Origin of the sequence: Actinomadura geliboluensis (genome assembly GCF_005889745.1) — a bacterium.
Lineage (GTDB): Bacteria > Actinomycetota > Actinomycetes > Streptosporangiales > Streptosporangiaceae > Spirillospora > Spirillospora geliboluensis.
Genome location: NZ_VCKZ01000004.1, coordinates 17,103 through 30,007 on the forward strand (window position 1 = coordinate 17,103; position 12,905 = coordinate 30,007).

Annotated in this window: 13 protein-coding genes and 1 riboswitch; of the genes, 5 read left to right on the top strand and 8 right to left on the bottom strand. The window is 67.8% G+C overall.

Translation table 11 applies throughout. From position 1 onward, the window contains the following. Window positions 1-116 precede the first annotated feature (116 nt). The 4 genes from ETD96_RS01380 to ETD96_RS46380 form a co-directional block, all read right to left on the bottom strand. Window positions 117-506, bottom strand: a complete 390-nt coding sequence (locus ETD96_RS01380; RefSeq protein ID WP_138632693.1) for a hypothetical protein — start codon at window positions 504-506, stop codon at window positions 117-119. Between the two features lie 447 nt (window positions 507-953). Continuing rightward, window positions 954-1,871: a F510_1955 family glycosylhydrolase gene (locus ETD96_RS01385; RefSeq protein ID WP_138632696.1), complete on the bottom strand. Its 918-nt coding sequence runs from the start codon at window positions 1,869-1,871 to the stop codon at window positions 954-956. Window positions 1,872-1,884: 13 nt separating this feature from the next. After that, complete coding sequence (locus ETD96_RS01390) at window positions 1,885-3,441, bottom strand: multicopper oxidase family protein (protein WP_138632699.1); 1,557 nt, start codon at window positions 3,439-3,441, stop codon at window positions 1,885-1,887. Window positions 3,442-3,569: 128 nt separating this feature from the next. Then, the gene (locus ETD96_RS46380; protein WP_274704583.1) at window positions 3,570-4,070 is read right to left on the bottom strand and encodes a DUF6153 family protein; all 501 of its coding nucleotides are present in this window, start codon (window positions 4,068-4,070) and stop codon (window positions 3,570-3,572) included. A gap of 199 nt (window positions 4,071-4,269) precedes the next feature. Between ETD96_RS46380 and ETD96_RS01395 the strand changes: the two genes are divergently transcribed. The 5 genes from ETD96_RS01395 (at window position 4,270) to ETD96_RS01415 (ending at window position 9,719) form a co-directional block, all read left to right on the top strand. Next, window positions 4,270-5,259 (top strand): coiled-coil domain-containing protein, encoded by a 990-nt coding sequence (locus ETD96_RS01395; RefSeq protein ID WP_138632702.1) that lies wholly within the window; start codon window positions 4,270-4,272, stop codon window positions 5,257-5,259. 1,576 nt (window positions 5,260-6,835) lie between these two features. Beyond that, the gene (locus ETD96_RS01400; RefSeq protein WP_138632705.1) at window positions 6,836-7,576 is read left to right on the top strand and encodes a class I SAM-dependent methyltransferase; all 741 of its coding nucleotides are present in this window, start codon (window positions 6,836-6,838) and stop codon (window positions 7,574-7,576) included. 47 nt (window positions 7,577-7,623) lie between these two features. Further along, window positions 7,624-8,313: a class I SAM-dependent methyltransferase gene (locus ETD96_RS01405; protein ID WP_138632708.1), complete on the top strand. Its 690-nt coding sequence runs from the start codon at window positions 7,624-7,626 to the stop codon at window positions 8,311-8,313. Window positions 8,314-8,397: 84 nt separating this feature from the next. After that, entirely contained in the window at window positions 8,398-8,772 is a 375-nt protein-coding gene (locus ETD96_RS01410; protein ID WP_138632711.1) for a BlaI/MecI/CopY family transcriptional regulator, read from the top strand. Further along, window positions 8,769-9,719, top strand: a complete 951-nt coding sequence (locus ETD96_RS01415) for a M56 family metallopeptidase (RefSeq protein WP_138632714.1) — start codon at window positions 8,769-8,771, stop codon at window positions 9,717-9,719. Before ETD96_RS01410 ends, ETD96_RS01415 begins: the two co-directional genes overlap by 4 nt. A gap of 26 nt (window positions 9,720-9,745) precedes the next feature. Here the strand turns inward: ETD96_RS01415 and ETD96_RS44345 are convergent, their stop codons facing one another. From ETD96_RS44345 to ETD96_RS01430, 4 genes are all read right to left on the bottom strand, one after another. Next, the gene (locus tag ETD96_RS44345) at window positions 9,746-9,916 is read right to left on the bottom strand and encodes a hypothetical protein (RefSeq protein ID WP_171068798.1); all 171 of its coding nucleotides are present in this window, start codon (window positions 9,914-9,916) and stop codon (window positions 9,746-9,748) included. A gap of 297 nt (window positions 9,917-10,213) precedes the next feature. Further along, a complete protein-coding gene (locus ETD96_RS01420) occupies window positions 10,214-11,257 on the bottom strand; it encodes a C40 family peptidase (RefSeq protein ID WP_138632717.1) in 1,044 nt (347 codons plus the stop codon). Window positions 11,258-11,260: 3 nt separating this feature from the next. Further along, a riboswitch (cyclic di-AMP (ydaO/yuaA leader) is annotated at window positions 11,261-11,408 on the bottom strand. Window positions 11,409-11,550: 142 nt separating this feature from the next. Continuing rightward, window positions 11,551-12,486: a M56 family metallopeptidase gene (locus ETD96_RS01425; protein WP_138632720.1), complete on the bottom strand. Its 936-nt coding sequence runs from the start codon at window positions 12,484-12,486 to the stop codon at window positions 11,551-11,553. A gap of 4 nt (window positions 12,487-12,490) precedes the next feature. Beyond that, window positions 12,491-12,895, bottom strand: a complete 405-nt coding sequence (locus tag ETD96_RS01430) for a BlaI/MecI/CopY family transcriptional regulator (RefSeq protein ID WP_338072524.1) — start codon at window positions 12,893-12,895, stop codon at window positions 12,491-12,493. Window positions 12,896-12,905: the final 10 nt, after the last annotated feature.

Sequence of the window (12,905 nt, forward strand, 5' to 3'; positions counted from 1 at the left end):
CGGCCACCGCGTGCCGGCCGAGGTTTCGCTTCCGGTCCGTCGTGCGGGTGGGCGGAGATTTTGGTCAGCGTCCGGACGATCAGGACGATGACGGCGATGACCGGTTCCGTTCGTCCTCAAGCTGTTGAACCGGTGCCGTCTTGCGGGAGAGGCAGCGTGCCGTGTGTGTCCTGGGCCTCGGCCACGGTCTCGCCGATGGGGACGAATTTATGGGTCATCTGGGTGTCCTGTGCGATGACGCCGCTGGTGAGGATGGTATTACGGTGGCGCAGAGCCCCGTTGTCCCGGAGCAGGTCGTCGACGTCCCTTCTGGCCTTAGCGAGGCGTTTCGTGAGTCGTAGGTGGACGAAGAGACCGCCTATGGCGAGGCCGGGGATGAACCCGGCGAAGGAAGGCAGCCACAGCGTGGACGCCGCTGTAATGATCATTGCGACCGTGGCCGCGAGAGCGCCGATGTGCTTCTCCAGCCACTCCAGCGAAGCGTCGACGCGCCTGGGTATTCTCACCTCTCCGTCCTCTCCCTGTGATGCGTTACTAAGCCGGACCGTAGACGAGTCGTGTAACTGCGTTGAGGGGTGCTCTTGACGGTTCATCCCTCGCGGTCGAACCAGCCGAACCGCCAGAGGCTAGAGGCCCGCCACGGCGACCCCCAGCATCAAGTAGAAGGGGCTGTGTCCGCCCGGGAGCATCCGAGTACCTGTGAACTGCGTGAGCAGGTTCAGAACGATAGTCAGCAGCCCAAGTGCGGTGAGCGGCCAGCCGATCCATCGGTGCCGGGCAGGGCGGTAGCGCGTGGGTGGGGTCGCACGGCCGGAGGCCGGCACACCGCCTTGATTTTGGCCTGGCGCTTGGCTTCAGGGGACATGCGTCTCCTCCCAGAATCTACTAAGTAGCATAGTAGAACATGGGCGGGTGCTGTGCCGCGGCGTCGGTTGACGCCGCGGCACACTTGTTCAACGGGCGCCGTAGAGGACGTTGAACGTCCGGCCGCCGTCGCGGGACTCGTACACACTGGCATCCTCGGCGGCAGCCAGCAGGTGCCGTTCGTCGACGGCGGTGAACGCGGCGGCCTGACCGCTAGGCAGGCGGCCGAGGCGCTGCCAGCCGGCGCCGTCCGCCTTGACCTGGACCTGTCCGTCCGGGGCCACGCCGATGAGCGTCCTGCCGTCCACCACGTCCACGTGGGTCAGGACGGGGGCGTCACCAACGACCTTGAAGGAGCCTCCCGAGTCGTTGCTCTTCAGTAGCCCGTCGGGCGTGGCCGCATAGACCTCTTCGGGACGTTCCTTGTGCGCGCCGAGGTCGTTCACATCGAGGCGTTCGCCCAAGGTCCAGGTGCGTCCGCCGTCGCGGCTGTGCCGCACGCGCTGGGTTTGGCTGTCAAAGGCATAGAGAGTCTGCCCGGCCTGCTGGAGCGCGTGGAAGTCGGCCTTGCCGGCTTCGGAGACCGTGGTCCACGTTTGTCCGGCGTCCGCGGAGCGGATCAGGCCCAGATGTGGCGGGACGCCCTTCTTCTTCATGTCGTCCATCGCCGGGTGACCGCTCGCGACGAACGAGCGAGGGCCGACGATGGTGAAGCCCATCGTGTCCTGCCGGCTCGTCCCCACCCGGCTGGCCCGGTCAGGGGACTCGATCTTGAAGACACCGAAGTGAGCCGCGATGTAGACGGATCTGTCGGCCGGGTCCATGGCGACGCCGTGAACGTGCCCGATCTCCGCCTCCGTGGAAGGAGCGGATGCCTTGCCGGAGGGAGCGGGCGCCTTGGCGTCATCGGCCTCGGTGCCGCACGCCGCCAGGACGATGGCGCCGGCGATCAGGGCCAGCGCATGGAGCGGGCGTACGGCACGGGTGCGATGGAAGCGCAGGTTCATGTCGGCTCTCCGATCAGGCCTGGTAGCCGAGCAGGGTCATCATCCCGGACTCGGCGTGGTAGATGTTGTGGCAGTGGATCATCCATCTGCCGGGGTTGTCGGCGTCGAAGTCGACCTCCAGCGAACGGTTCGGGAGGACGATCGCGGTGTCCTTGCGCACCCCGGTCGGTGCCACGGCGAAGGTGTGGCCGTGCACGTGCATGGGGTGCCACATGGTGGTCCGGTTGACGAACGACAGCCGCACCCGCTCTCCCGAACGCACCGGATACAGGTTCTTCGGGGCGTACTTGCGCCCGTTGATGGCCCAGTCGTACTTCATCATCCCGCCGGTCAGATCCAGGCGGATCGTCCGATCCGGACGCCGGTCCTTGAGTTGTACGGCGTCGGCCGGGCGCAGGTCGCCGTATCCGACGATCTTCTGTCGCAGTTCGCGCGGCTGGGCGTCCGCGGCGGGTGTCTCGGCGGCGGTGCTTGTGCGGAGTATCGCGCGGGCCACGGCGTTCTTCCCCTCGGCGAGGGCGGTCAGTGGGAACGCCCCGGACTTGACAGTCACGATGGCGTCGTAGCGTTCTCCCATGCCGAGCAGGACTGCGTCGGTCTCGACGGGCCGCACCGGAAAACCGTCCGTGTGGGTGACCGTTAGACGGTGCCCGCCCAGCGCCACGCGGAACGCGGTGTCACCGCCGGCGTTGATGAGCCTGATCCGGATGCGGTCGCCCGGTTTGGCCCGGAACGTCTCTGGTTCCTTGGCCACTCGGCCGTTGATCAGGAAGTACGGGTAGCGGACGTCACCCGCGTCGCCGCCCAGCAGTTCGCTCTCCGCGCCCATGAGCATGTGCCCGCCCATGCCGGACGAGCCGGGCGCGTGGGTCTCGGTCTTGTCGCCCATGTCCATGCCGGGCATGGCCGAGTGGTCGCCGCCGTTCATGCCCATGCCACCCATGCCGCGGCTTAGTTCGGCGAGCACCTGTTCCGGGGTGCCGGTCACGTCGTCCAGCCAGTCGTCGAGGACCACGACCCATTCGGCGTCATAGGCCAGCGGCTCCCTGGGATCCTCGACGATCAGTGGCGCGTACAGGCCGCGGTCGAGTTGAGTGCCTGAATGCGGATGAAACCAGTACGTGCCGGGATGCGGGGCGGTGAACTCGTAAACGAATTCGGCTCCCGCCTTGATCTCGGGCTGTGTGACACCTGGGACGCCGTCGTCGTCGTTGCGCAACGCCAGCCCGTGCCAGTGGACCGTCGTGCCGGTGGCCAGCCGGTTCGTCACGCGGGCGCGCACCACCTCGCCGGCCTTCACCCGGATCGGTGCGCCGGGCAGACGCTCGCCGTACGTCCAGGTGCGGACGGTCCGTCCTCCCAGGTCGATCGTCCCCTCGCTCGGGATCAGATGGAAGTCGCGGATGGCTGTACCAGCCCCGCGGCGGGCGGCCTCCGCTTTGCGGACTTCCGCGCCGTTCGGTGAGACATAGGCGGAACCGCTTTCCGGGCCGCCACATGCGGCGAGGGCGGTGCCGCCGGCAACCAGGAGCCCTGTGCGCAGGACGGAACGTCGATCGATCGGTTTCATGATGTGAGGGCCTCGCATTCGGTCATGCGGATGGAAGGAGATCAGGCATGAACCGGGCACGAGTGGACGTGGCGAGGGCACGAGCAGGACATCCTCGCGACGATCAACGGCACCCGGCTGGGCCGCTCCTAGATCCGCAGGACCGCTACGCGAGTTATGGACAGGCCAAATCCCGGCGGCCCGCGTGGGTTGGGCAGTGAAGCTGGTCGCATCCGGCAGGGCTGGTCGTGCCTTGATGAGCGAAGCCGCCGCGCCGACCGGCGTAGCGCGATGGCCAGCCCGGCGGCGATCAGCACGGCGAGGCAGATGACGGACGGGTCCAAGACCATCCCTGTTCCAGGGGCGCTCGCCTGGGCGGCACCGTGGACGGCCGACGAGCGCATCGCCTCCGAGGATGTCTCTTGCGCGGCCGGAGTCGGCGAGGGCAGGTAGTGGACGGCCATCGACCGACCATGGGACGTGGCGGCCGCGCCGCGATCATGGGCGACCATGTGCCCGAGGGTGTGCATGGCGACGATGCCGAGGAGGACTGCACCCAGCAGGACCGTCCACGCGAGCGCACGACGCGGACCTCTCGGCCGGACTCCGCCTGCAGTCCGAGAGTGATCGGCATACTTACGGTCGCACATCAGGAAGCACGATAGTAGATGGGTGACGCTCTCATGACCTGACCTCCGGCACCTGGCCGAGTGCGCTCAGTGGCGTGATCGGAATCTCGACATGCAGAGCCTGCGTTCAGGACGTCTCTCAGATTCTCGGACCGGCAGCACCATGGGTGCGCATATTCTACTATGCCTCCTAGTATTTGATCTCTGGAGGTGGTTTCGCATGGTGCGGCCCACGTCATCGGTGCAGCCGGTCCGTGCGCGAACGGGGGCCGGGTGCCTGGCGGCCCTCTTGGTCGCGATCACAGTGGCGGCCGGACAGTCGGCCGCGGCGGAACCTTCTCTCGCCCAGCCCAAGAAGGATCCGGCGGCGCAGTTGGCCGAGCTGGAGAAGCGCAAGAAGTCACTGGAGAAGGACTACCGCGGGCGGATCGAGAGCCTCGAAGATCTGAAGAGGAGCGCGTCCAAGGCCGCTCGGCAGGCAGAACAGCACAATCGTGAGTTGGACGCCGCCCGCACTCAGATTCGCGCGTTGGCGGCAAGCTCCTACATGCAGGGTGCTCCGTCCTCCATCCCCGTCCTGCTCAGTACTGACGGATCCTCCCTCAAGGGTGCTGCGGCGCTGGAGTATCTGGCTCGCAACGGTGACAGGCGCGTCCAGGCGGTGGCCGGCCTGGCGTTGGAGGCCGACAAGTCCCTGCGGACCGCCCAGGCGAAGGTCGACGCGGTCCGCCGCGAGATCGGCGAACTGGAGGGCAAGCGCGCCAAGGTCCGCAAGCTCCTCGCCAAGTATCGTGCCGAGAACCCGCGACGTGGCAGACCTGACGGTGTCTCGGGAAAGACCAAGTCACCGCTGGTCGGCAACTACATGACGCCCCGCATGCGAAAGGTCATGCTTGAGATCGACCAGAAGTTCGGCCCGTTCCCCATGATCGGCTGCTACCGCGCCGGTGACCCGCAGGACCACGGCTCCGGGCGGGCCTGCGACTTCATGGAGAGCACCGCCGGCAGGATGCCGACCGCCTCGGCGACCGCGCACGGGGATTCGGTGGCCAACTACGTCGTTGACAACGCCGCACGGCTCGGCATCAAGTACGTGATCTGGCGTCAACGCATCTGGGATTCGCGCAGCGGCGGCGGCTGGCGCCAGATGGAGGACCGCGGCGGCATCACTCAGAACCATATGGATCATCCACATGTCTCGGTGCTCTGAGGCCGCTTTGGGAAACGCAGTCACGGGATCAGTGGTGTTGACCTGGCCGACGTGATCGCCGGTGTGCGCGCCGAACCCGCCAGAGGGCCAGAAACGCGAGGACGGTCGGCATCATGAGAGCAAGTGGACTCCAGGATGTAACGAACGACGATAGGAGTGCCTCAGCGCCCTCATTCTGTCTGCCAGAGCGCCCCACAGTCGCCGGCGAGCCAGAGTCGCGGCGGGACGGGCCGGGCACTACTCGGTCCACCCACACTGTGAGGTGTGATCGGCGCTCGTCACCCGTCGGAACCACGATGGCCCAGATGTCCGGTCGGATCACCATGCCGAGGGATTGACCGAGTTCCTTCCAGCTGTCGGTCGGTGTACCTCCCAAGTCGCGTAGTCGAGACCAAGCTCCTCCGCCCTGCCGCCACAAAGAAAAGTCCACTCGGCGGCGTTTGAAGACGCCCTGCACCAGCAGCAGACTTCCGTCCTGGACATGGGCGACGGTAGGGGCCAGCGGCAGCCCGTCCGCCGGTGGTCCAGATCGTGTTCTCCATTCCCGCCCATTCGTGGAACTCGCGATGCGCACCCGCTGGCCGTCGGCCGTCGCCTCGGTCCAGCCGACCGTCCGCGTCCCGTCGGGACGGAGCGCCAGCGCGGGGATGAAGAGGTTCAGCGGCATGCCCCGTCGCGGAAGGAGCCGTGGCCGTCTGCCTGCCCTGACGACGGCGGAGGTCGTACGGCCATCGGGCGCGATCTCGTACACGATGACGTCCTGCTTGCGTCCGGTCCGCCAGCCGGCCACGGCTGCGATGATCTGGCCGCGTGCCGTGATGGCGAGGCTCGATCCGAAGGCGACCGGGTCCCGGCGCGGCAGGCGGCGTTGTGTGAAACCACCGTTGTCGCGCCGCCAGGCCACCACCGTCCGGGACGCGGTCGGTTCGGCGAGGCAGTGCACTCTCGGGCCACGGGACCAGGTCCAGCTCAAGGCCGTAAGACCAGTACCTGCGTCATAGGCCAGGGACGGCCGGTCCAGGAAGACGCTGCGCTCAGGTCCGACCACCCGGCTATAGGTCAGCTGCCCGTCCGAGAGTCGAGCGAGGAAGATCACCGATCCGGGTAGGCACCCCGGTGGACCGCTGCGTGCGGCACCGCCGGAGACCAGCAGTGATCCGTCCGCTGCGAACGCCAGCCCCGGGTCAAAGCTGCGCGCGAAACCTGGCGGACGCACGGTCCGCGGCTCGGACCACGTCCGCCCACCGTCGCTCGACTGGGTCACCTGGATGCGTGTGGGATCCAGATACGGATCGGCCGCGACAGCGATGCGCGTCGGATCACGGGGGTCGACGGCGAGTGCCGGCTCGGACATCCGGCCGGGCGGCGCGGTCAGCGGCGCCGATGTGCGCGGCTTCTCCGCTGCGGTGGCCGGAAGCGGTGACGCGAGCGGGATCAGGCACCCGAGGATGCATGACGAGTTCCTCAATGCGGCTCTCAGCGTTCTCACTCCGTCCGATTCGAACGATATCTACTATGCAGCCTAGTAAGTGCTACTACTATGCGACTTAGTAGATAACTCCTCAGAGGAGGCCGCATGTCGGATGGGCTGCGCAACACCTGGAACGAGCGAGTCGACACCTGGCATCACCACGTCACCAACTCGCCCGCCTTCGAGAGGGTCCGCGATGAGGTGCTCCGCCTCGCGGACATTCGAGCCACTGATCGATGCCTCGACCTCGGTGCAGGGACCGGATTCCTGACGCTGCCGCTCGCCGAGCGGGCCGGGCACGTCATGGCCGTGGACATCTCCCCGGCCATGGCTCTGGATCTTCAGCAGCGTGCCGTGGAGGCGGGGTATGGCAACGTCGAATCGATCGCGGGTGACCTGAACATGCTGCGCATACCCGCCGCGTCCCTTGACGTGGTCGTCTCCAACTACGCCCTCCACCACGTGACGAACCCGCAGAAGCGCGAACTCGTCGCGCGCGTTCACGGCTGGCTCAAGCCAGGGGGGCGTCTGGTCGTGGCGGACATGATGTTCGGCCGGGGGCTGGGCGCTGACGATCGCAGGGTCCTCGGCGCGAAGGTCAAGGCGCTGGCGGCCAAAGGCCCTGGCGGTGTGTGGCGGATCGCCAAGAACGTCACACGCCTCGGGCTGCGGCTCGGAGACGAGCAGCCGGCGCCCCCGGACTTCTGGCGGCGCGCGTTCGCCGATGCCGGATTCAGTGATGTGGGCCACAGTCAGGTCGTTCAGGAGGCGGGCATCGTCTGGGGGCGCGCCCATGCCGGCCCTCCGCTCGTCGGAACAGATGAGGGCGCCTCGACGCCGACCTGACGCATCTATCTACGAGGAGTGATAGTAGATATCATGGAGGTAGGACGATGACGATGAAGGTCGAGGGCATGACGGACGAGACGGCGGGGCAGTGGCATCATCATCTGCTCACCGAATCGGTTTCGACCGCGCTCAGCGCCGATATCTGGCTCAGGGCCGCACCACGGCCACAGGACCGGTGCGTCGACCTCGGCGCGGGGGTCGGCATGCTCGCCCTCCCGTTGTCCGGGGAGGTGGCCGAAGTGGTCGCGGTAGAGCCGTCGAGGATCTTGGCCGCCAGGCTCGGAGCCCGGGCGCGCGAGTCGGGTTGTCCGGCCATCAGGACGGAGAACGTTCAGATCACCGAACTGATCATGCCGCGCCGGAGTTGCGATCTGATCGTGAGCGGCCTGGCCCTCCATCACTACGACAACCCCGAGAAACGAGCGTTGGTCTCCCGAGCGCTCCGCTGGCTCCGCCCGGGAGGGCGGCTGGTGATCGCCGACCTGATGTCCGACCGGCCGCGGTCGGTCGGCCTGCGCCGACAGCTCCCGAACGTTTCGAGATCAAACGAAAGAGGACGAATCGATCGCAGTGCCGGCCGGTTCTTCCGGTCGACGCTCCACAGTCTGCGCGAGACGACGGCAACCGGGGAGTTCTGGGTGGAGGCATTCGAGGACGCCGGCTTCCAGACTGTGGGGCACCGACAGTCGGCACCGGGCATCGGAGTGGTGTGGGGCGCCGCCGAGTCGAACTGATCTCCGCGCGCCAATGAGAAAACTACTATGAGCTGTAGTATGCAGAGCCGATCCAACAGGCGGGACGTCGGAAGGCGGTAGATCATGGCCGGGCAGCGCTTCGGCGACCTGGAGGCCGCGGTCATGGACCGGATGTGGTCCTACGGCCGCCCGGCCAACGTCCGCGAGGTCCTTGAAGACCTCCAGCGCGAGCGATCGATCGCCTACACCACGGTGATGACCGTGATGGACAACCTGCACAAGAAGGGGTGGCTGCGCAGGAAGCGCGTGGGGCGAGCGTATGAGTACGAGGCGGTGGCCTCGCGAGAGGGCTACACGGCCAAGCTCATGCGCGAGGCGCTCGCGACCAGCAACAACCAGGCGGCAGCGCTCGTGCACTTCCTGTCCGACCTGTCACCGGAGGAAAGCGAAGCGTTGCAAGCGGCGCTCAAGGTCGTGAAGCCGCGGGACACCACGTGACCGCAGTCGGCACCCTCCTCACCTACGCGACGCTGCTGGGAATCCTGGGGCCCCGGCTGCTGCGCTTCCGCGGCTGGGCCGATCGTGCTCCACGGCTCGGCGTGCTCGCCTGGCAGACGGCCGGAGCCTCGGTCATAGCCGCAGTGGTCCTCGCCGGCCTGATGCTGGTGGTGCCTATCGTCCGGACACCGCATGGCCTGGCGGACCTGCTGGCGGCATGCCGCCTGATGCTGCGCGTGCACTACGAGGTCCCGCCTCAGCCGATCGCGGGCTACACCGGGCTCTTCGTGGCCGGCGGCGTCATGCTCTGGACGGCCGGACATGTCTTGACCGCCTTCATCGCGACCACTATTCAGAGGCGCCGACACATCCAGACGCTCACCCTGGTGGCCCGCCGCCGACGAGACCTGGGTGCGCTGGTCGTCGACTACGACCAGCCGCTTGCCTACTGCCTGCCAGGGCGCCGCCGCTGTGTCGTGCTAAGCACAGGGGCGCTCGAACGGCTGCCTGAGGACCAACTGTCGGCCGTCCTCGCCCATGAACGCGCGCATCTGGCGGGCCGCCACGATCTCGCCATCAACCTCGCCGTGGCGTTCGGCCGTGCGTTTCCAGCCGTCCCGCTCCTCCGCGCCGCGCGGGCCGAGGTCCCAAGGTTGCTGGAGTTGCTGGCAGACGACGTGGCCGCGCGCAAGCACGACCGCGTCACCCTAGCGGCGGCGCTGGTGACCGTCGCTGGCGGCCGGACGCCGGCCACGGCCATGGGTGCGGGCGGCGGTACAGCGCTCCTGCGGGTCCGCCGCCTTCTCGCGCCCCACGACCCCCTCTCCCGTACCGGGCGTCTCACCGGCGGCGTGGGAATCGCTCTCCTCGCGACGCTGCCGCTGGCACTCGCTGCGAACCCGGCCATCACGGCGCTCCTTGAACGGCACTGCCACTTCCCGATGTAACGGTGTAACCCGCGCCGAACCGGGCGTCACAACCGGACCGGGCCACCAGGTATGCGCAGGTGCACAGAGCCGCCGTTCTCGACCGTCACCTCGACGTTCTCTCTGGTGAACGACCTCCTGTTTCCAACGGGGCGGAGGGCCACACCCGGATGGACGTACACCGCCGGACACCTCGTGTAGGTGACGATGACGTCCACCGGCTGACCATCCGAGATCCCATAGCAGACTTCGACCGTCCAGCTTCTGTCTGCGTTCCTCTGGAGCATGGCGTAGCCGCATCTCGATCGATCTGGCACGTGTGCCTCCCGGTTCAGGCTGAGCCTTGCGGCGGGCGTACTGCACCGACACCTCGTTCGCTCTTCTACTAGGCTACATAGTAGATAAGTCGGATGGGTGTCCAGTTGACGGCCCGCAGGGTTGGAAAGCAGAGGGCGTACCCGTCACCCCAGGGGCGGGTGACGGGTACGCGGTACCGGGTGCTCGGAGGGCGATGATCAGGCCACGCGGACGCCGCCGGCGAACGGGCGGCCGGAGATCGAGCTGATCTTGACGACATCGCCGGTCTGCGGGGCGTGGACCATCTTGCCGTTGCCGATGTACATGCCCATGTGGTGCAGGTCGGCATAGAAGAAGACCAGGTCACCAGGCTTGAGCTGGCTTTGGGAGACGCGGGTTCCAGCGTTGTATTGAGCGCCAGTGTAGTGGGGGAGGTTGATGCCCACCTGGGCGTAGGCATAGAGGGTGAGCCCGGAGCAGTCGAATCCCTTGATGTTGGCGCCCTGGGCGGTGCCGTAGGAAGGGCCGGACGCGTTGCCGCCGCCCCACGAATACGGAACGCCGCGCTGGCTCAGAGCCGCCCTGACCGCTCCCATGGCCTTGGCCGAGGCGCCCCCGGCATCCACGTTCGGGGCGGGACCTGCGTTGGTGCGAGCGCCCGAGCCAACCCCGAGCTTCGCTTCGACCTTCTTCAGCTTGGTCTGGAGTTCCTTGCGCTTCTTCTTGGCCTCGTCGGTGAGTTCGCGCACCTGCTTCGCGCGTGCCTCGGCCGATTTGCGGGAGCGCTCGGCGGCCTGCATGGTCTGCAGCAGGTGGGCGACGCGTGTGCTGTCCTGGCGGGCGAAGTAGTTGAGCGTGGCCGATTTATCCAGTACAGCCTGCGGGTCGTCCGCCGATGCGAAGGCGACGGCGGGGTCCGCCGGGCCGTTCTTGTAGCTGTCCGCTGCGAGCTTGACGATCCTGGCGCGGGCGTCGTCCAGTGCCTTCTTCTGGCGGGCGGCGTTGCCCTCGGCCACCTTGGCGGCCCGCTGCGCCTGCTGTAGGCGTACCCGCAACCCGTTGTACTGCTCGCTCAGCTTTTCCGCCTCGTCGGCGAGCTTCTCCTGTTGCGCAGTCAGCTCTTTCCGGGTGGGCTCGGGCTCGGCCCAGGCGGGCGGGGGAGCCACGAGCGTCGCGGAAACGGCGATCGATGCCGTCCACGCCGTGCTCTTGATGAGTCGGCGGCGGACCGATGTTCTTTCTCCGGCAGCTCGTCGCTGCATGCACTGTCCTCTCCAGTACGCCTACCGGGTGAGCTGTCGGGTTCGGGCCGGAGTCGCCCTTCCGCTCGGGGAAGCGGATTCACCCCAGGTGGATAACGGTTCCCCGGTTCCCCGGACGGCGCGGGTCCGCGGGATTCGGCGTGGCCACCGCCGTCCCCGGCGGGGACGCCGCACGGCGGCTCCTACGGAGCGTAGGAGATGGCGACCTCATTCGCCACCCAAGTGGCCAATTACGACAAACCGCCTCTGCTGTCTCGGCGATGTGGTCGGGCCTGCCGGGTTAAAAACGGCCCTCAGCAGATCTCGGACAACTGCACGATGGTCGCGGCGGCGACCAAAAGGGGCGTGGCGACGGCGATGGCAACGAAGGCGGATGCGGCCGCACGGACGGCCCTGCACGGCTTCACCGCCTCGGCGTGCTCGAGACGCAGCAACCGCTCCGTCAGCGCCCCCGTGGAGGGACCCGCAGCGCCGAGCGCGCCCGCCACACCGGGCGTCGCCGCGAGCCGGCACAGGGCGTCAACGAGCGTGCGCCTTCCGCAGGCCTGCGCCGCCGCGTCGTCCGCGGCCATCTCCAGCAGCAACGGCAGGGTCTTTTTCGCGCGCCGGACGGTCGGCAACCAGGGGAGGAGCGCGTAGGCGAGGTCGAGGACGAGCAGCATCGTGTGGTGGCGCTGACGCAGGTGGGTCCGTTCGTGGGCCAGGACCGCACCGAACTCTTCGGGAGTGAGCGTCTCCTGCGTACCGGTGCTGACCACAATGGCGCGCTCCCGAGCGGATAGAGAGTACGCCACGGGGACGGGGTGGTCGAGGACGAGTACGTCGTCGTGCCGTCCGTGTTCCTTGGCGACGAGCCGGAGCATCTCCCAGTGCCTGCGCCGGTGCCGCAGAGCTCGCCGGAGCCGGGGCAGGCTGCGGGCGAGCCTGGAGCAGCAGGCCGTCAGCAGCACCAGGCTCGCGGCGGCCGCCATGATGATCGCCTCGTCACCGTGGTGCGGCAGGCAGTCGCGCAGCCACTCCAGCAGGCCGTGGCCGGGCGCCGGCGGCGACAGCAGGGCCACCGCGATGATCCCGATGTCGGCGATGAAGGTGCCGGCCAGAGCCGCGAACCAGCAGGCGATGGCGATCCCCGGATGCGCGGCGGGACGGCGGAGCCGACCGAGGGCGGGACCAGCCAGGCAGCCCAGCAGGACCGCTGTGAACACCAAAGTGATCACGAGGTAGACCACGCCGTCAGGCCCCCTGGTCGTCGGATGTCCGCCGGCGCAGGGCGTCCAGCAGGTGGCGCGCGTCCTCGGGCGGGACGGCTTCGGCGAACCTCGCCAGGATGCTGCCGTGATCGTCGGACTCGGTGAGGGCGTCGAGCATCAACTCGACCGCGTACTCCTCGCGCGCGCGGGTGGGGGCGTAGCGGAAGGCCGTCCCGTCCGGGGTACGCCACAGCAGCCCCTTCTGCGCCAGCCTTTCGGCCACGGTCTGGACGGTGTTGTAGGCCAGGGCCTTGTCCGCGTTCTCGTTCAGCGCCGCGAGCAACTCGCGCACCCGCAGCGGGCCGCGCGCGTTCCAGAGCACGTCCATGATGGAACGCTCGAGTGATCCGCCCAGTCCGGCCATGCGCCACCTCCGTCCTGCGCACATTGTGCCGGAG

What these genes read in the sequence shown, in the direction of transcription:
- ETD96_RS01385 (WP_138632696.1), bottom strand. Translation starts at nt 1,871, where the DNA reads ATGAACCTGCGCTTCCATCGCACCCGTGCCGTACGCCCGCTCCATGCG.
- ETD96_RS01390 (WP_138632699.1), bottom strand. Translation starts at nt 3,441, where the DNA reads ATGAAACCGATCGATCGACGTTCCGTCCTGCGCACAGGGCTCCTGGTT.
- ETD96_RS46380 (WP_274704583.1), bottom strand. Translation starts at nt 4,070, where the DNA reads ATGTGCGACCGTAAGTATGCCGATCACTCTCGGACTGCAGGCGGAGTC.
- ETD96_RS01395 (WP_138632702.1), top strand. Translation starts at nt 4,270, where the DNA reads ATGGTGCGGCCCACGTCATCGGTGCAGCCGGTCCGTGCGCGAACGGGG.
- ETD96_RS01400 (WP_138632705.1), top strand. Translation starts at nt 6,836, where the DNA reads ATGTCGGATGGGCTGCGCAACACCTGGAACGAGCGAGTCGACACCTGG.
- ETD96_RS01405 (WP_138632708.1), top strand. Translation starts at nt 7,624, where the DNA reads ATGACGATGAAGGTCGAGGGCATGACGGACGAGACGGCGGGGCAGTGG.
- ETD96_RS01410 (WP_138632711.1), top strand. Translation starts at nt 8,398, where the DNA reads ATGGCCGGGCAGCGCTTCGGCGACCTGGAGGCCGCGGTCATGGACCGG.
- ETD96_RS01420 (WP_138632717.1), bottom strand. Translation starts at nt 11,257, where the DNA reads ATGCAGCGACGAGCTGCCGGAGAAAGAACATCGGTCCGCCGCCGACTC.
- ETD96_RS01430 (WP_338072524.1), bottom strand. Translation starts at nt 12,895, where the DNA reads ATGTGCGCAGGACGGAGGTGGCGCATGGCCGGACTGGGCGGATCACTC.